The sequence below is a fragment of the Bacteroidia bacterium genome (genome assembly GCA_016218155.1).
In the GTDB taxonomy this organism is placed as follows: Bacteria; Bacteroidota; Bacteroidia; order Bacteroidales; family GWA2-32-17; genus GWA2-32-17.
In genome coordinates this window covers 23,683-42,158 of the sequence record JACREQ010000050.1, presented here as the reverse complement: position 1 = coordinate 42,158, position 18,476 = coordinate 23,683, and the positions used below count along the sequence as shown (strand labels likewise).

14 protein-coding genes are annotated in these 18,476 nt (G+C 29.9%); 7 read left to right on the top strand and 7 right to left on the bottom strand.

All coding sequences use genetic code 11. The features are described 5' to 3' along the window. Positions 1-54 precede the first annotated feature (54 nt). From HY951_09975 to HY951_09955, 5 genes are all read right to left on the bottom strand, one after another. On the bottom strand, positions 55-2,391 hold the full coding sequence (locus tag HY951_09975; protein ID MBI5540373.1) for a tetratricopeptide repeat protein: 2,337 nt from the start codon (positions 2,389-2,391) through the stop codon (positions 55-57). Positions 2,392-2,538: 147 nt separating this feature from the next. Further along, entirely contained in the window at positions 2,539-4,188 is a 1,650-nt protein-coding gene (gene pckA / locus HY951_09970; protein ID MBI5540372.1) for a phosphoenolpyruvate carboxykinase (ATP), read from the bottom strand. Positions 4,189-4,274: 86 nt separating this feature from the next. Then, on the bottom strand, positions 4,275-5,495 hold the full coding sequence (locus HY951_09965; protein MBI5540371.1) for an aminotransferase class I/II-fold pyridoxal phosphate-dependent enzyme: 1,221 nt from the start codon (positions 5,493-5,495) through the stop codon (positions 4,275-4,277). Between the two features lie 428 nt (positions 5,496-5,923). Then, positions 5,924-6,694: a hypothetical protein gene (locus HY951_09960; GenBank protein ID MBI5540370.1), complete on the bottom strand. Its 771-nt coding sequence runs from the start codon at positions 6,692-6,694 to the stop codon at positions 5,924-5,926. A 10-nt stretch (positions 6,695-6,704) separates the two neighbouring features. Further along, positions 6,705-8,921: a tetratricopeptide repeat protein gene (locus HY951_09955; protein MBI5540369.1), complete on the bottom strand. Its 2,217-nt coding sequence runs from the start codon at positions 8,919-8,921 to the stop codon at positions 6,705-6,707. A gap of 75 nt (positions 8,922-8,996) precedes the next feature. On the opposite strand from HY951_09955, the gene HY951_09950 reads away from it, so the two are divergent. Continuing rightward, on the top strand, positions 8,997-9,527 hold the full coding sequence (locus HY951_09950; protein ID MBI5540368.1) for a hypothetical protein: 531 nt from the start codon (positions 8,997-8,999) through the stop codon (positions 9,525-9,527). On the opposite strand, the gene HY951_09945 is transcribed toward HY951_09950, so the two are convergent. Further along, positions 9,502-9,870 carry a MerR family transcriptional regulator gene (locus HY951_09945; protein MBI5540367.1) on the bottom strand — a complete coding sequence of 123 codons (369 nt, stop codon included), beginning with the start codon at positions 9,868-9,870 and terminating at the stop codon, positions 9,502-9,504. The genes HY951_09950 and HY951_09945 overlap by 26 nt on opposite strands. A gap of 36 nt (positions 9,871-9,906) precedes the next feature. Then, positions 9,907-10,884, bottom strand: coding sequence for a M23 family metallopeptidase (locus HY951_09940; GenBank protein ID MBI5540366.1), 978 nt, complete (start codon positions 10,882-10,884; stop codon positions 9,907-9,909). A 105-nt stretch (positions 10,885-10,989) separates the two neighbouring features. On the opposite strand from HY951_09940, the gene alaS reads away from it, so the two are divergent. The 6 genes from alaS (at position 10,990) to HY951_09910 (ending at position 18,441) form a co-directional block, all read left to right on the top strand. Next, positions 10,990-13,614, top strand: a complete 2,625-nt coding sequence (gene alaS / locus HY951_09935) for an alanine--tRNA ligase (GenBank protein MBI5540365.1) — start codon at positions 10,990-10,992, stop codon at positions 13,612-13,614. Further along, positions 13,615-15,564, top strand: a complete 1,950-nt coding sequence (locus tag HY951_09930; protein MBI5540364.1) for an ABC-F family ATP-binding cassette domain-containing protein — start codon at positions 13,615-13,617, stop codon at positions 15,562-15,564. It begins immediately after the preceding gene. Positions 15,565-15,575: 11 nt separating this feature from the next. Continuing rightward, the gene (locus tag HY951_09925; GenBank protein MBI5540363.1) at positions 15,576-16,157 is read left to right on the top strand and encodes a GNAT family N-acetyltransferase; all 582 of its coding nucleotides are present in this window, start codon (positions 15,576-15,578) and stop codon (positions 16,155-16,157) included. A gap of 16 nt (positions 16,158-16,173) precedes the next feature. Further along, a complete protein-coding gene (locus HY951_09920; GenBank protein MBI5540362.1) occupies positions 16,174-16,662 on the top strand; it encodes a hypothetical protein in 489 nt (162 codons plus the stop codon). 61 nt (positions 16,663-16,723) lie between these two features. Further along, complete coding sequence (locus HY951_09915) at positions 16,724-17,494, top strand: carboxypeptidase-like regulatory domain-containing protein (GenBank protein ID MBI5540361.1); 771 nt, start codon at positions 16,724-16,726, stop codon at positions 17,492-17,494. A 95-nt stretch (positions 17,495-17,589) separates the two neighbouring features. Continuing rightward, positions 17,590-18,441, top strand: coding sequence for a hypothetical protein (locus HY951_09910; GenBank protein MBI5540360.1), 852 nt, complete (start codon positions 17,590-17,592; stop codon positions 18,439-18,441). Positions 18,442-18,476 lie beyond the last annotated feature (35 nt).

The following is an 18,476-nucleotide window of genomic DNA, read 5'->3' as shown; positions in this document are numbered from 1 at the left end:
AATTTTAACTTTATTTGAAACGTAACATGAATATAAAAGTTACTTGTTTTAAAACTATATTTTAATTCCTAATATAGTTATATCATCTATTTGTTCATTAGTTCCCATCCATTTAATTAACTCTTGTTCAAGTTCATTTTTTTGATCTTCAAGAGGTAATTCAGATATCGAGCATAATAATTCTTTTAAAGGCTTAGATTTGAATTTTTTATTGTTTGGACCGCCAAACTGATCTTCAAAACCATCGCTAAGCAAATATAAGCATTCTCCCTTTTTTAAAGAAAATTCTTGTGTTGTATATGCTTCCATGTGTTCATGAATTGCAATAGGCATCTTATCGCCTTTTAATTCTATTAATTCATTGTTTGTAACAATGTATAATGGATTATTTGCTCCTGCAAATTGTAGTATGTTAGTAGAAAGGTCAATGCTAATAAGTGCCATATCCATTCCATCCTTCTGCTCTCCAAATTCCCCTTTTTGCTGAAGGGCATTAATAATTTCTTTTCTTAATCTTTTTAAAATTAACGAAGGGTGAGTTATATATTCTTTAATTACTACCTCTTTAAGTATTGACATTCCAAGCATGCTCATAAAAGCTCCTGGCACACCGTGACCAGTACAATCAGCAACTGTAACAATAAGATGATTTTCAACTTCTGCAATCCAATAAAAGTCACCACTAACAATGTCTCTTGGTTTAAATAATAAAAATGAATCTGTAAAATGAGATTTAAGAGTTTCAGTTTTAGGTAAGGTAGCTCTTTGTATGCGTCTAGCATATTGGATGCTGTCTGTAATTTCTTTGTGTATTTCTTCTATTTTTTCCTTTTGTATTGTTACAATAGAATGTTGATTTGATATTTCATCACGTTGCGCTTCAATTTCATCACGTTGCGCAGTTATTTCTTCATTTTTCTGAAGTATTTCTTCATTTTTATTTGCCAGAATAAAATTTGCTTTTTTCTTTTGATTATATAAACGTAGTATTATAAACGAAAAAACAATAATAATAACAAATACCCCAATAAAACCAAAAATTATTAGACGTTGCTTATTTACTTGTGCCTGTTTTTTCTCAATTTCAACTTTTTGTAGTTCTTTATTTTTATTTAAAAGCTGTATTTCTTTTTCTTTTTTTTCGCTTTGATATTTGGCATCCATTTCTGCCAATTGCTTATTTTTTTCTTCGTTAAATAATGAGTCTTTTAAAAATAAAAACATTCTATGATATTCGTAAGCATTTTTATAATCTTTTAATTGAGAGTATACATCAGATAATCCGCTTAATGCATCTCTTGCTTCAGCCTTATTTCCATTGTTTCTTGCAAGTGTTAATGATTGATTGTAGTATGTTAAGGCTGCCTTTGGATTGCCGGAGTTGCTCTCTAATGCAGCTAAATCACTTAATATTGAAGATTCTAATCTTACTATTCCGGTTTCACGACATATGCTTAATGCTTCAATGCTCATTTTTTTTGCAAGATCATATTTGTTTTGTGATTGATAAACCCTTGATAAATTTGTTAAGACACTTGCAATTCCTTGTTTGTCGCTTAATTCTCTTTCAATTTTTAAAGATTTGTTAAAACATTCTATTGCTTTCTGATAATCCTTTGTACGTTCATAAATAGCACCTTTAAGTAAAAGAGAATATGCAATACCGTATGGGTTATTTATTTCTTCTCTTATTTTTAAAGATTGATCACAATATTTTAATGCTATATCATAACTTTCTTTATAATAATTTACTGAACTTAAATTGTAATATGCAGTAGATAAGCCATTTTTATCGTCAAGTTTTTCATATATATTAATACTTTTTAAAAAGTTAGTCATAGCATTATTAACATCGCCCATTAAGTTATAACAATTTCCAAGATTATTGTATATTGTTGCTATTCCAATAGAATCTTTTAGTGATATTTTTATTTTTAATGCTTCCTGATTGTATTTAATGGCTTTATTATAATCACTCTTTTCTGAATAAACTACAGCAATATTCATTAGTGATTTTGTAGATCTGTTCTTTTCATTAGATAAATCAAATAATTTTCTGGCTTTATGATAGTAATATAAAGCAGAGTCAAGTTCTTTTTTTAAATAGAAAAATGTTCCGATGGAATTATATGCAGCACCTTGCTCAACAATATTGTGATTTTTTATACTAAGATTAAGAGCTTTATTTGCGTATTCAATTGCTTTTTGCGAATCTGAGAATATAAGTTTTGCAGCAATAATATTCATTAACCTTGCCTTAGTTGTATCAGCTTTAGAGTTATTCAAAACAGAAATTAAACTGTCAATTTGTGTAGGACTGTTATTTGAAAGAACAAGTTCTGTTTTTAGAAGTGCTGTAATTGAGAGTATTATTGCGAGTATAATCTTCATTTATTTTAGAAATTTAAAATATAAAATTACTTATTTTATGTTTTAAAACCTAATATTTGAGATGGGTAGTAATGTAGTTTGTTATTTAAACAAAAAAAAGAGAAGCATAAAGTATGCTTCTCTTTTTTTATGGTCTTTTTTGTTTTATTAATTCAGACGCTTTGGTCCAGCATTAATAATTTCTTGTGGTACGTCTTCCTGATACATTTTAAAATTCTCAATATATCGAGATGCTAAATCTTCAAATTTTCTCCAGTATTCATCTTTATTACCCCAAGCATTTGATGGTTCGAAAACATCATCAGGAACACCTGGACATGATAAAGGAACTTCAAATCCAAATACTTTATCAGTGCGGAATTCAATATTGTCAAGCTTTCCATCAAGAGCTGCATTTAACATATTTCTTGTATGGCGTATGCTAATACGTTTACCAATTCCAAATTTTCCACCAACCCATCCGGTATTAACTAACCAAACTGTTGCATTGTTTTTTTCCATTTTTTGTCTAAGTAAGTTAGCGTAAAAATATGGGTGATGTACCATAAATGGTGCACCAAAACAAGCAGAGAATGTTATTTCAGGTTCAATTCCCAAACCAAGTTCAGTTCCTGCAATTTTAGAAGTGTAGCCACTAATAAAATGGTATATAGCCTGTTCAGGGTTTAATCTAGCGATAGGAGGCATAACGCCTTGAGCATCACATGTTAAAAATATAATATTTTTAGGCTGTTTATAAACCATTTTCTCCTTTACTGCATTTGGAATAAAGTGAAGAGGGTAGGACATACGTGTATTTTCAGTAATGATTTCATCATCTAAGTCAATAATACGTGATGCTTTATCGAAAACTACATTTTCTAGTATGGTACCAAAGCGATGTGTACATGCGTGAATTTCTGGTTCTTGTTCTTGTGATAAGCGAATTGCTTTTGCATAACAACCGCCTTCAAAATTAAAAACTGAATTATCACTCCATCCATGCTCGTCATCACCAATTAATTGACGATTTGGATCTGCAGATAAAGTAGTTTTTCCGGTTCCGCTCAAACCAAAAAATAATGCAACATCACCAGCATTCCCAACGTTTGCAGAGCAATGCATTGCCATTACATCCTGCAAAGGCAATAAATAATTCATTATTGTGAAAACACTTTTCTTTATTTCGCCTGCATAACACGAGTTAGCAATAATTGCAACTTTTTTAGAAAAATCGATAATTATTCCGGTTTCTGTTTGAGTTCCATCAATTCTTGGATCAAGTTTAAAGGATGGTGAAACAATAATAGTAAAATCAGGAATAAATGTTTTTAATTTGTTAGGATCTGGCTCAGTAATTAAAACATTTCTGACAAAAAGACTTTGCCAAGCTTTATCTGTAATTACTCTAATCCCAAGTCTGTAATTAGGATCAGCTCCAGCATATACATCCTGAACAAAAAGCTCTTCACCCTGAAGAAAAGCTTGCATTCTATGAAGTATTCCATTAAATTTTTCCTGACAAATCGGACGGTTGTTTTTACCCCAGTCAATATGCTCATCGGTTGAATTTTCGCTTACAAAGTATTTGTCATTAGCTGCTCTGGCAGTCCATTTTCCTGTGTGAACAAGAAAAGCTCCGCCTGTAACTAATTTACCCTCACCACGAAAAATAGCTTCTTCATATAAAGCTGCTTCAGGTAAATTCCAGAAAACTCTGTCAAGATGAACTAAACCGTGATTTTTTAGTCCGTATTCGCTTTTAAATTCTGCTGCTTGTTTTTGTGCAGGAGTTTCAAATTCTAAATATTTAGCCACAATTGTTATTTTTTAAGTTATTTGTTTGTGAGGTATTTCTTTATGTAATCTCACTTTAATTATAATGATTTTGGTTAAATAGTTAACTAGTTTTTCCAGTCTCTGATTAATTTACGCTGACCAATAAATAATTCATTCGAAGAACTTGGATCAATAGCCCATTTAATTCTTTCAACACCTTCTGTAATGTCTTTAATTGAGCCACAGAATGAAATTCTTAAATGACCTTCGGCACCAAATTCAATACCTGGAACTGTTAAAACTCTAACTTTATCAAGTAAAAGCTTTGATAATGCTGTAGAATCTTTATAATATGCACTAAAATCTATAAAAGAGTAAAATGTTCCATCAGGTACAGTAATTTTTAAACCGTCCATAGTTCTTAAATACTGCATTAAAACATTTCTATTGTTTTCTAATGTTATTCTTAAACTTTCAACATATGACTGTAAGCCATTGATTGCACCAATAGCAGCTTTTTGTAATAAAATTGATGGACCAGAAGTTTGATGTCCCTGAATGTTTGACATAACTTTTATAAGTTTCTTATTTGCAACTGCCCAACCAATTCTGAAACCAGTCATAGCATATTGTTTAGAAACTCCATTAATAATAATAAGTTTAGAATTTTCTAAATCTTTATTAGTAAAATCAAAAGGATTAACAACTTTTTTGTTGTCAAAAATTAAACGATGATAAATATCGTCCATCATTAGGTAAATACCTTTTTCTTCGCAGAATTCAACTACTTGTTTAATAAAATCAGCAGAATAAATAGCACCGGTTGGGTTATTTGGACTATTAATAATAATTAATTTAGTATAGGATGTTACATTTCTTGTAACGTCTTGAATTGTTGGGTAGAATGTGCCATCTTCAGCATATGTTGGTACTGGAATTCCACCACAAAGTTTAATCATTTCAGGATAGCTAACATAGAATGGAGCCATAAAAATAACTTCATCCTGAGGATTTAAAATGGCTTGCATTGCTACCATAATTGCTTGTTTTGCACCACTTGAAGCTATTACATTTTCAGGTGTTACTTTTCTTCCATAAAACTCATATGTATAACGGATAATAGCTTGTTTCATTTCTACAGTTCCGTCAACAGGTGCATATCTTATTTCGCCTGAATTAAGCAGTCCTGCTGCAGTTGTTAAAGCATCAAAAGGTGCTTTGCATTTTGGCTCACCGCCACCTAAATGTATTACAGGTTCGCCTTTGGCTTTTAGAATTGAAAAGGTTTCGTTTAATTTTAACGTTGCAGATTCGCAAACTCCTCTTCCAATCAAACTGATAGTCATAATTACTAAGTTTTTTAAGTTTTAAAAAGGATTCAAAATTATAAATAATAATAATTGAAAATACAATTTAAGTTGCAAAGCATATTTTCGAAAATTATATTAATGTAAGTAATTGGTATTTAGTTAATGTCTAAAGTAATTTAAAAAGAATCCAAGTTTTATTTTCACAAATAATTAAAACTTAATGTAAATACTTTATTTGTATGTGTTTGATATTATGAGCTATGGTTCTTTAAGTGTGTGGTTGTAAAATTAAAACTATGTTTTTAAATATCTATTATTGATAATTTAATAAGTTAAATTATTGTTTATGCAGTTGTTATGTTATTTTTCTCTAAATCATATGTTAAGTACAGTCTTTAATATTTCTGTTGAATTAAAGTTATAATGCTTTTTGAAATTTAATATTTTTTCTTTTGAACAATTGTTTATGAAACATTGATTAGGGATAACACGTCTTTAATTCTGTCTGTTTCGGTATCAATAATCTTAAAAGTTCTGCATTCAAAATATGAGCCTGCATCGTAATCAGAATTAATAATAATTCCACCAACTAGAATAATGTGCTTACAAGGATAATCTGTCTTAGTGGCTAACTCATTTATGCGATCTTCAATAGCATTATATAAAACTTCTGTTGCTTCAAAAATAGGATGCTCAGCATTTTTAATCTTTTCTTTATTTAATAATAAAATTTGTTCAATTATATTTTGCTGATAATCTAATTCAGTAATTTCATCTTTTTTGATTTCGTTTTTGAAAAGTTTTTTAATTGCTGCATTTACTGCTCCGCAACAGGAAGAATGTATGTTTTGTCCTACTCTTAATAACTTTCCGACTTCACCTTGTTTTGAAACACCTATATGTGGACCATAATAAATCATTACGGCACCATTTTTAGGAACATGATGTGCAAAGGCAGTAATTCCTGTAACTCCTGTGAAAGGAAAGCCACATAATCCACCTAAATTAAATGGACCAAGCATTTGTCTGGCATGTTCGGGATACTCTATATTGTTAACGTCATCACTGCATATACTATCGGCATGAATAATCTGATTTGGTTTTAAACCAAGTTCTGATTTGAATATAGCAAAAAGTTCATCAGTAATTTTATCTATATTTATTGCATTGGGATAATATTTACGAACTGCTGGTAAAGTTTTTTCTGAAGTTTCACTGTGATGTGTTTTACGCATAAATTTGATTTTAAATTTTTATTCCAACAATTGTTATATCATCAACCTGCACGTTATTACCCATCCATTCTTTTAATGAAGTTTCAAAAATGGTTTTTTGTTCGCTGATAGTTTTGTTTTTATTAGAAGCGATTAATTCTTTTATTTGTTTTGAAAGGTACTTATTGTTATATGAGCCTCCAAACTGATCTTGAAATCCATCAGTAAATAAATATACCAGAGCTTCAGTGTTATAATTAATTTTTTGAGTTTTGTATGATTTGTTTTTACTTAAACTTCCACCAATTGAGTGTATGTTGTTTTCTATTTCAATGAACTCATTATCTTTTATAACAATTGCGAGTTGATTTGTACATGCTATTTGTAATTCTTTATTTTTCTTATCTATTCTACAAAGCGATATTTCCATTCCATCATCTTGTGCATGTTGTTTATTTCCTTGGTTAAGTAATGAGTAACTTACACCTTCATCAAGCTTTGTTAATATTTTTTCGGGATTATATGTTCCTTTCTGAATTATTATTTGATTTAATAGTGTGTTTCCAATCATACTCATAAAAGCACCAGGAACACCATGTCCTGTACAGTCTACAACAGCAATAAAAATATAATCTTCTGTTGTTGTAAACCAGTAAAAATCTCCGCTAACTATGTCTTTGGGTTTAAAAAATATAAATGATTCCTGAAAGTATTGTTTTATGAATTCTTCAGAAGGTAAAATTGCATCCTGAATTTGTTTGGCGTATCTGATACTATCAGTTATAAGGAGGTTTCTATTTTCCAATAATGTGTTAGTCTCTATAAGCATCTCACTTTGAGTAAGAAGCTCTTCTTTCTGTTGTTCGATTTCAATATTCTTTATTGTTAATATTTGATTTATTTTTCTTTTCTGTCGATAATATCTTAAAATAATTAATGCAAAAACCAGTATTATTACAGCAATAACAAATATTAAAATAAATCCAATAATGAATGAATTTCTTAAAAGTGTTTGTTTTTCTATTTCTTTGTCTTGTAAAATTTTATTCTTATTTAATAACTCAATTTCTTTTTCTTTTTTATCATTTTGATAAATAGCTTCCATTTCTGAAAGCTGTGAAAGCTTTTCTTTATTATATGTGCTATCATTAAAAATTCTTTCTAATTTATAATATTCTAAAGCTTCTTTGATTTTTCCAATATCTTCATATGCGATAGAGAGATTTGTATATGCTGCTTTCTGTCTTTCTAAAGAACCTGTTTCCTTTGCAATTGTTAAACTTTTATGAGCATATTCTATCGCTTCTTTATTTTTATTTATTTTCAAATAGCATGTGGATAAACTTCCCGAAACAGATGATAACATACTCTTATTACCAGCCTCCATACTTATGTCATATGCCTTTTGAAAAAAATCTATTGCCAAATTAAATTTTCCCCATTTTAAATAAATGTCACCGATGTTTAAATAACAATTAGCAGCATCGTTTTTGTTTCCGAGTTCATTGTGAATTAATAATGCTTTATTCTCATATTCTAATGCTAATGAATCATTATGCAGTTGAAGTAAAGTTGCACCTATATTAACGTAGCATTGTCCGACCCCATTCTTGTTTTTGGTTTCTTCATTTATTTGTAACGACTTTTTATAATAATTTAAAGCTAGATTATAGTTTGCTTGATAAAAATGAATATTACCAATGTTGTTATTACATGATGCAATTTTATCTTTAATAATTTTTCCACTTTGTTTAAGAACTATTTTTTCATAAATTTTTAAAGCATTCTGATAATTATTTAACGCAAGTGGGTAATTTGATAAGTAAATAAAAGCGTTACCCATATTGATATAACATCCTGCAATCCCATTCTCGCCGACTAATGAAATTGAAGTAACTTTAGACTCTTTTAAAAATGTATATTCTTTTAAAGAAAGATTGTAATAATGTAATGCTTTGTTAAAGTCACCATGGTCCTCATAGTAAAAACCAAATTGAGTATATGATACAGCTTTCCCTTCAACATAATTTATTTTGTTTGCCAATTCAAATGCTGAAATAAGATATTGTTTTGCTTTTATTGTATCGTCAAATTCATAATGTATAAATAATGAATTTAAGGCGTTAGTTTTTTCGATATTATTTTTAGAGGTCTTAACAATTTTCAATAAACTATCAGTTATAGTTGATTGAGCGTTTAAACTAAAATTGATAATTATTGTGAAAATAAGAAAAAAAACTTTCTTCATTAATTATATTAGTTTATGAAAATTATAATTTAATTTTATTGCAAAATAATAAAATTCTATGAATTATTGATTTTTATGAATCCATCAATCGAAAAACATTTTCTTGAACTTTTAGAAACAGATAGTTCTAGAGCTATAGCAGAAATTATTATCGGAGAAGTTGGAGATAATCCAGAATATTTTAAAATTATTTTTGACTATTGTTTAACAAAACCTTACCCTGTAAGTATGAGGGCTGCAAGAGCTGTGCAGTTTTGTGTAGAGAATAATAGTTTGTTAATTACTCCTTATTTACAGAATCTTGTTAATTATACTTTAAGCACTAAAATAGAAGGAGTAAGAAGGAGCTTTTTAAAAATAATTTCTGAATTGCCTGATATTATTAACCTAAATGATAGTGGACTATTAATTAATCAATGTTTTGAGTGGATTGTTTCTCAAAATGAGAACCCAGCAATTAAAGTATATGCAATTGATGTAATATGTAATGCTTGTAAAGCCGAACCTTTATTAAAAAATGAACTTATTTCAGTTTTAGATTTAGTTAAGGAAGATAACTCAATGGCTGTAAGAACTAGAGTTAAGAAGGTACTTGGTTCGATTTAAGTTCGTCTAACTCAGTCTTAATATTTAGAAGTTGTGATTTGATATTTTGTAATTTCTTTACTACTTCAAAATTTTTGGTAGTATCTTCAATATTATTCTTTAGTTTTTGTTTGGCTCCATTTAGTGTCATTCCTCTTTCCTTAACAAGATGAAAAATTAATCTTAGATTTTCTATATCCTGTTTAGTAAATAATCGATTTCCCTTTTTGTTTTTCTGTGGTTTTAGTATATCAAACTCTTTTTCCCAAAACCTTATTAACGATTGATTTACATTAAACATTTCAGCAACTTCACCAATAGGGAAAAAGATTTTTTCTATTTTTGGTTCTTTGTATGGTGCCATTTATTAATAAACTTATTAAATTTAAATTTTAACTGATTAATCAAGAGCAATACCACCTTCCTGAGCAGATAATTCAATCATCTTATCATATTCAGCAGGAGATAAGTCCTGATAAAAGAAATGAATAGGATTTAATGCAATTTTATTTTTTCTTACTTCATAATGTAAATGTGGACCAGTTGATTTACCAGTACTTCCAAGTTTTCCGATTACTTCACCACGTGTAATCGTTTGTCCGGTATGAACTAATATTTTGCTTAAATGAGCATATCTTGTTGTATATCCAAAGCCATGATCTATAATAATTTCGTTTCCATATCCGCCTTTTGAATATTCTGCTGATTTTACAACTCCATTACCGCTTGCTCTGATATTGGTTCCGGTAGCGCCGGCTAAATCAATTCCTTCATGCATTTTAACAGTATTCTTATAAACAGGATCATATCTTGTTCCAAAATGTGATAAAAATTTATAATGATCTTTATTTAATATTGGTACAATTGCCGGCATACAAGCAAGCCATTTTTCTTTACTCTTTGCTAACTTTACAATTTCGTCATATGATTTAGATTGGATTGTAATCTGTTTCATAAGTTTATCTAGTCTTTTAGAAGTAGAAATTACTAATTCAGAATTATCATATCCTTCTAATTCTTCATATCGGTTAGCACCACCAAATCCAGCATTTCGCATAGACTCAGGTATGGGTTCTGCTTCAAAAATTGTTCTGTAAATATTATCATCGCGATATCTTAAATCTGCAAGAATATTTTCACTTTGGTTTATTTTTTTTAACAGAATCTCATATTGAACAGCAAGTTGTCTGTTTTCTCTTTTTAACTGACGTTCCTTAGGTGAATCAAATGTATAAGTATAAATTACTATACCAGCCAAAGCAAAAACAAAAGCTGAAATTACTGAAGGTAACAACCTGATTAGCCTTTTTCTTATGCCAATCTCAATTTTATGATAGCTGAGTGTTTCGGGATTAAATCTATATTTAATTTTAGACATTTCTTATAAATGTTTTTCGATAAACTGCATGTTGCATGACAAATTTAGCGTAAAAAATCTAAATTTGCAATCTAAAATTTTATTTAACCTTTTTTATAACAGTAAATGAACTCAAAAGAAATTCGCAAAGCATTTATCGATTTTTTTAATTCTAAGGAACATGCATTTGTTCCATCTGCACCTATGGTAGTAAAGAATGACCCTACTTTAATGTTTACCAATGCAGGAATGAACCAGTTTAAAGATATATTTCTGGGAAATTCTCCAGCAAAATATCCTCGTGTTGCAAATTCACAAAAATGTCTTCGCGTATCGGGAAAGCATAATGATTTAGAGGAAGTTGGTCATGATACGTATCATCATACCATGTTTGAAATGCTTGGAAACTGGTCGTTTGGTAATTATTTTAAAAAAGAAGCAATTGATTGGGCATGGGAATTTTTAACTGAAAAATTAAAAATTGATAAAAGATATTTATATGCTACCGTTTTTGAAGGAAGTCCAGCTGAGAATATCGAAGCTGATAAAGAAGCTTTAGAATTTTGGAAAAAATATTTGCCCGAAGACCATATTATTTTTGGTAACAAAAAGGATAATTTCTGGGAAATGGGTGATACAGGCCCTTGTGGTCCATGTTCAGAAATTCATATTGATTTACGTGATGATAGTGAAAGAAATAAAGTTCCTGGTGCAAGTCTTGTAAATACTGGTCATTCCTTAGTTATCGAAATTTGGAACTTAGTGTTTATTCAGTTTAATCGTAAAGCAGATGGTGCATTAGAATCATTACCTGCAAAGCATGTTGATACTGGGATGGGATTCGAGCGATTGTGTATGGTTGTTCAAGATAAAAAATCAAATTACGATACTGATGTTTTTCAAACTATCATATCGGAAATTGGAAATCTGTCAAATAAAAAATATGGTGTAAAAGTTTCTGATGATATTGCAATGCGTGTAATTGCTGATCATTTGCGTGCTGTGTCCTTCTCCATTGCTGATGGTCAATTGCCTTCAAATACCGGTGCAGGTTATGTTATTCGTAGAATTTTGCGTCGTGCAATTCGTTATGGTTATACATTCTTAGGTTTTAACGAGCCTTTTATTTATAAGCTTGTTGCAGTTCTTGAGTCAAACATGGGAGAATACTTTAAAGAATTGCAAAGCCAGAAGGCTTTTATTGCTAAAGTAATTCAGGAAGAAGAAATTTCATTTTTAAGAACTCTTGAAACAGGTATTCAGAAATTTGAAGGATATATTTTAAAAGAAAAAAATAACCTTGCTAAAACTAAAGTTATTCCAGGAAATTTTGCTTTTGAATTATTTGACACATTCGGATTTCCTTTAGATTTAACTCAAATTCTTGCTCGTGAGAATGAACTTTCTGTTGATACAAAAAGTTTTGACGAATGTTTAAAACAGCAAAAAGATCGTTCAAGGTCAGCATCAGTAGTCGAAACAGGAGATTGGACAATATTAAAGCAAATTGAAAAAACAGAATTTGTTGGATATGATGAAACTTCTGTAACAACAGAAATAATAAAATACAGAAAAGTAGAGCAAAAAGGAAAATCTTATTATCAGGTTGTTTTAGCTAAAACTCCTTTTTATGGTGAAAGTGGTGGTCAGCTTGGTGACACAGGCTGGATTGAATGGAATGGAAATAAATTAGAAGTTGTTGATACAAAAAAAGAGAATAATTTAACAAATCACATATTAAATGAATTACCTAATGGTTTTTCTGGAGAATGTGTTGCTATAGTTGATAATTCCAGAAGAAACAGAACTCAGGAAAATCATTCAGCAACTCATTTATTACATTTTGCATTAAGAAAAGTACTAGGAAATCATGTTGAGCAAAAAGGCTCATTGGTAGGACCTGATCATCTTCGTTTCGATTTTTCACATATGCAGAAAATGTCTGCTGAGGAAGTAGAAGCAGTAGAGGTTCTAGTAAATGAAATGATAAGAAAAGGAATCGTATTAACAGAAAGCAGAAGTATTCCAATAGAAGAGGCTAAGGAATTAGGTGCAATGGCACTTTTTAGCGAAAAATATGAAGATCATGTGCGTGTTATTAAATTTGGAGAATCTATAGAACTTTGCGGTGGTACTCATGTTGAAAATACTGCAAAAATCGGATTATTTAAAATTTTATCTGAAGCATCAATTGCAACTGGTATAAGAAGAGTAGAGGCAGTCACTGGAGAAAAAGCAGTAACATATTACAAAAATATTGAAAGCCAGATGTTACAGATTAAAGAACTTTTAAAAAATCCAAAAGAAATTTTGAAATCAGTAGAGTCTTTAATTGCAGATAATGAAAAACTCAGTAAATCTTTAGATGGATTTTTAAAAGAAAAATCTATTCAGATTAAAAATGAAATAAAACAACAAATTGTATCATCAAACGGATTAAATACAGCTTTTTGTAAAATTTCAATTCCTGATTTAAGTTTGCTTCGTGATATAGCCTTTCAGTTAAAGGCAGAAACTGAAAATTTATTTTTAGTTATGGGAACTGAAATTGAAGGTAAAGCACATGTTGCTGTATTTATTTCAGATAATCTTGTAAAAGAAAGAAATCTACATGCCGGAAATATTATAAAAGATATTTCAAAAGAGATAAATGGAGGTGGTGGTGGTCAACCATTTTTTGCAACAGCAGGTGGAACAAAGCCAGAAGGAATACATTCAGCATTTTTGTCTGCAGAAAAATACATTAAATAAATGATCTCATTAGATAATGTAAGCCTTTCATTTGGTGGTTTTGAGCTTTTTAAAGGAGTTTCTTTTCTTGTATCGCAAAAAGACAGAGTTGGATTAGTTGGTCGGAATGGCGCAGGAAAATCAACACTTTTTAAATTAATAATAGGTGAAGTTACTCCAGATGAAGGCGTAATAAGTAAACCTTCGGGTTTAACTATTGGATATTTGCCTCAATTATTAGATTATAGCGATAGTACTTCAGTTTGGGAAGAAACAATTACTGCATTTAAAGAAGTTAACAATATTCAGAAAAGAATTGATGAATTACATGATGAACTTACTTCTTTAGTAGATGATAATTCAAATAAATCAATACAATTAGCTACTGAACTGTCAGAGCTTAATGAAAGGTTGATTTATTTAGATGGTAACAATATAGAAGAGAAAACTGAAAGAGTTCTTATTGGTCTTGGTTTTAAGCGTACAGATTTTACCCGGCAAACAACAGAATTTAGTGGTGGTTGGAGAATGAGAATAGAACTTGCCAAAATTCTTTTACAAATGCCGGATGTTTTTTTATTAGATGAACCTACAAACCATCTAGATATTGAGGCAATTCAGTGGATTGAAGATTTTTTAAAAGAATATAATGGTGCTGTGTTATTAATTTCTCATGATAAAGCTTTTCTTGATCATGTAACAACTCGCACTGTTGAACTTTCATTAGGGAAGATATATGATTATAAAGTTCCCTATTCTAAGTTTGTAGCATTGCGTGAAGAACGTCGTGAGCAGCAGCTATCAGCATTTAAGAATCAACAGAAAATGATTGATGATACTGAAAAATTTATTGAGCGTTTTAGATATAAAGCTACAAAATCTGTTCAGGTTCAATCAAGAATAAAACAATTAGATAAAGTAGAAAGAATTGAAGTAGATCAGGAAGATGTGTCGTCAATGAATATTGCTTTTCCGCCTTCTCCGCGATCAGGTTCTGTAGTATATGAATTTAAAGAAGTTTCTAAAAGTTACGGTACAAATGAAGTACTGAAAAACGTTGATTTAATTATCGAAAGAGGTGATAAGCTGGCGTTAGTTGGTAGAAACGGTGAAGGCAAGACTACTTTAATGAGAATGATAAAAGGGGAACTTGAATTCGAAGGAACCGGAACATGTGGTTATCAGGTAAAAATTGGATATTATGCACAGAATCAGGATCAGATTTTAGATAAAGATAGAACTGTTTTACAATCTATAGACGATATCGCAGTTGGTGAAGTAAGAACAAAGATCAGAAGAATTTTAGGTGCTTTTCTTTTTAGTGGTGAAGATGTTGATAAAAAAGTTAAAGTGCTTTCTGGTGGCGAATGCAGTAGACTTGCTTTGGCTAAACTTTTACTTGAACCTGTTAATTTACTAATTCTTGATGAACCTACAAACCATCTTGATATGATATCAAAAGAGGTTTTAAAAGAAGCACTACAAAAATATGATGGCACGTTGTTAATTGTATCTCATGATCGTGATTTCTTAGATGGTCTTGTTACAAGAATTGTTGAAGTAAAGGATAAAAAGTTAAAAGAATATTCCAATAATATCTGGGAGTTTTTGGCAAGCAAGAAAGTTGAAACACTTAATGAACTTAATAGAAAAAAAGTTCAGGTGAAGCTTGCAAAGCCAACTTCAGCAAAAGAAGATAATAAACAAAGATTTGCTCAGAAAAAAGAATTTGATAAACTATTAAAAAAGGCAGAAAATAAAGTTGCACAATGTGAGAAAGAGATAGGTGAACTCGAACTTGAAATGCAAAAGATGGATGAGATATTGATTAATCCTGAGGAATTTAAAAAAGTAGCTTCAGATCCAAAAGTTTTTGAAAGATATAACGAAATAAAGCTAAATTTGGAGAAAAAAATGGGGGAGTGGGAACAATTAAACGAAGAATTGGAAACATTAAAAAAGGGTAACTAAATATTACCATTATGAATAATTCAAAACTTCCATTTACCGAATTTGAAACTCACAGAGTTCGTTTAATTCGTTATTCGGCTAGGTTTGCTCACGATGCATTTAGTTGGTATAGTGATGAGGATGTTATGAAGTGGGCAGGTCCCGATCCACATAAAACTCTTGATGACACATTGTTATTTATTAAAACTGTAACTGAAGCAAGTTCAGAGGGTAAAATGATATTCTGGGCAGTTCAGGATAAACAAAGTCATAAAGTAATTGGAGATATTTCTTTGCATCCTGATATGAAACACAAATATGCTTCGGTGGGTACTTTTTTAAGGAAATCTTTTTGGAAACAGGGAATTATGACAGAAGCAATGCAACCAGTTTTATGGTTTGCATTTAATAAACTTAACTTAAATAGGATTGAAGCTCAGATTTATACAGAGCATACTGCATCAATAAAACTTTATAAAAAGCTGGGATTTAAAAAAGAAGGAATACTTCGACAAAATTTTTTAATTGATGGAACGTTTAAAAACTCAATAATGTTCTCATTATTAAAAAGTGAATTTAAAATGAGAAATTCCTGGAGCGAAATGGTATTCTAATTGATAATACAACCTCATGAAAAAAATATTAGTAATCATCTTAATCTCTATAAGTTATTCTGTTTATTCACAAGAAGATAGTTTAAGAGTGCATATAAATAGAATTATTTTAGAAAATAATAAAGTTGAATCATATATTGATGTTAATGATAGTATTGATTTGTTTATAGATGCAATTCAACAAAGATTTGGAGAAGTAGAAGAAGTTGACGGGGTTTATAACTGGAGCGGAATAGAACTTGACAGTCTCGGAAAAGGAGTTAAAATAACTATGATACATGGCATCTGGACAACTAAAGATACTCAGTTAAAATTTAAAGTTTGCTCACCTGAAAAGGTCGGAAAATTAAAAAGTAATGAGAAACGTGGAATTAGAATCAGAGTTTATATGAAAGAAGGTAAAGAAGCATATAAAGATGCTTTACTTAAAAAATCGTGCGAACTAGTAGTCATACAAATTGTTGAAGAATTGCTTAATTCAGTACCCGAAAAAACTGAAGAATAACTTGTTAAATTAATTTAATGTAACAAAGCGAATAGTTTTTCGTCTTATATTTGCAATAACAATGAAATATTATCTGCTGATATTTATAGTTTTAATTTCACTTTTTGGGTATTCCCAGGGAGATAATTATTTCTATTTTAATGGAAATGTTTTAGATTGCAAAGACAGTAAAGCATTAGCATCTATAAATATAGTTAATGAAACTGCTGGTTATGCTGTTGCAACCAATTCTCAGGGAAACTTTCAAATTAAGGTTAAAGCAGATGATATTTTAAGATTTACATCAGTTGGATACAAAACAAAATTTCTGATTATTTCTGAAAATCAAATGAACGAAAAACAATTTCTATGTCTTTCGGTTGATACTGTAAAATTGAATGAAGTAACTGTTTTACCTTTTTCAAATTATAATGAGTTTAAAACTCAGTTTTTAGCATTAAAAACTAAGGAAGATAATTATGTAATTCCCGGAATTACATTAAAAAATAGAACTACAATACATAATTTTGAAAATGAAAAATATGTAAAAAGCTTAGCTTTTGCTGTTTCTAGTCCAATATCATATCTGTATTACAATTTTAGTCAGCGCGAAAAAAGCATAAGAAGATATCATGAATTAGAAAATGATAAATGGAATGTGTATGCAATAGACCAGAAATACAATAAATTTATTGTAGAAAGAGTTACTGGATTAAAAGGCAATGAAACTATTAAGTTTATGTCGTGGTGTAATTTTAGTAAAGATTATTTATTGTCGGCTACTGATTACGAAATTGTATTAAAAATTACAGAAAAATATAAATTGTATTGTGATAATATACAAACCAAATAAACTTGTAAATTCAAAGCAACTATTATTATCTAAAAACAGTCCTTATATTTGTAATACATATTAATTTAAAACCTAACCAAAAAATATATAATATTATGAAAATCTTAAATCTTTGTCTGTTTATTGCTTTTGTAGCTTTAATTTCTTGTAAGAAAGCTGATGAAACAAAGCAGGATCCGTTCAATGCTACATCTAATATGAATGCAGCAACAAACAATTCTATAGCTAGCTCTATGTTTGATGATGTTTACAAACAAGTTGATTATTCATCATCTTATATGAAAGATTCTTGTGCTGGAAAAAAATCTATAAGTGCATATCCCTGTGCTACAATAACATTAGGTGCAGGCGAGTTTAATTTAACTACCTGGCCAAAACATATTACTGTTGATTTTGGTACAGGATGTACTGATAGTTACGGTGTAACCAGAAAAGGTAAAGTAATTTATACCGCATCTAACTGGATGCATGAAGCTGGTTCAGTTTGTACTGTAACAACAAATAATTATTATGTAAACGATTACAAAGTTGAAGGTACAAAAACCATAACGAATCAGGGTTTAAATGCCAGCCAACATTTAACTTATCATGTAGTTGTTACAAATGGCGTAATTACACACCCTGCTGGTGAACATCACACATGGACAACCGATAGAGTTACTGAATGGTTAAGTGGTCAAGGAACTCCAATATATCCATGGGATGATGAATTTTCAACAACAGGTTCTGCAAGTGGAGTTACAACAGCTAATGAAAGTTATACAATAACTATTGATAGTGCTAATCCTTTGCTTACCAGTTGGACATGCCGTTTTATAAAACAAGGAAAACTTACTATTGTGGTTGGTAACCAACCGTCAATATTAGTTGATTATGGAACCGGTGCTTGTGACGGAAATGCAAGTTTTACAATATATGGTCAGACTTATAATGTAGTGATACAATAATTTAAAAATAAACAAAAAAACTCCGGTTAGTAATA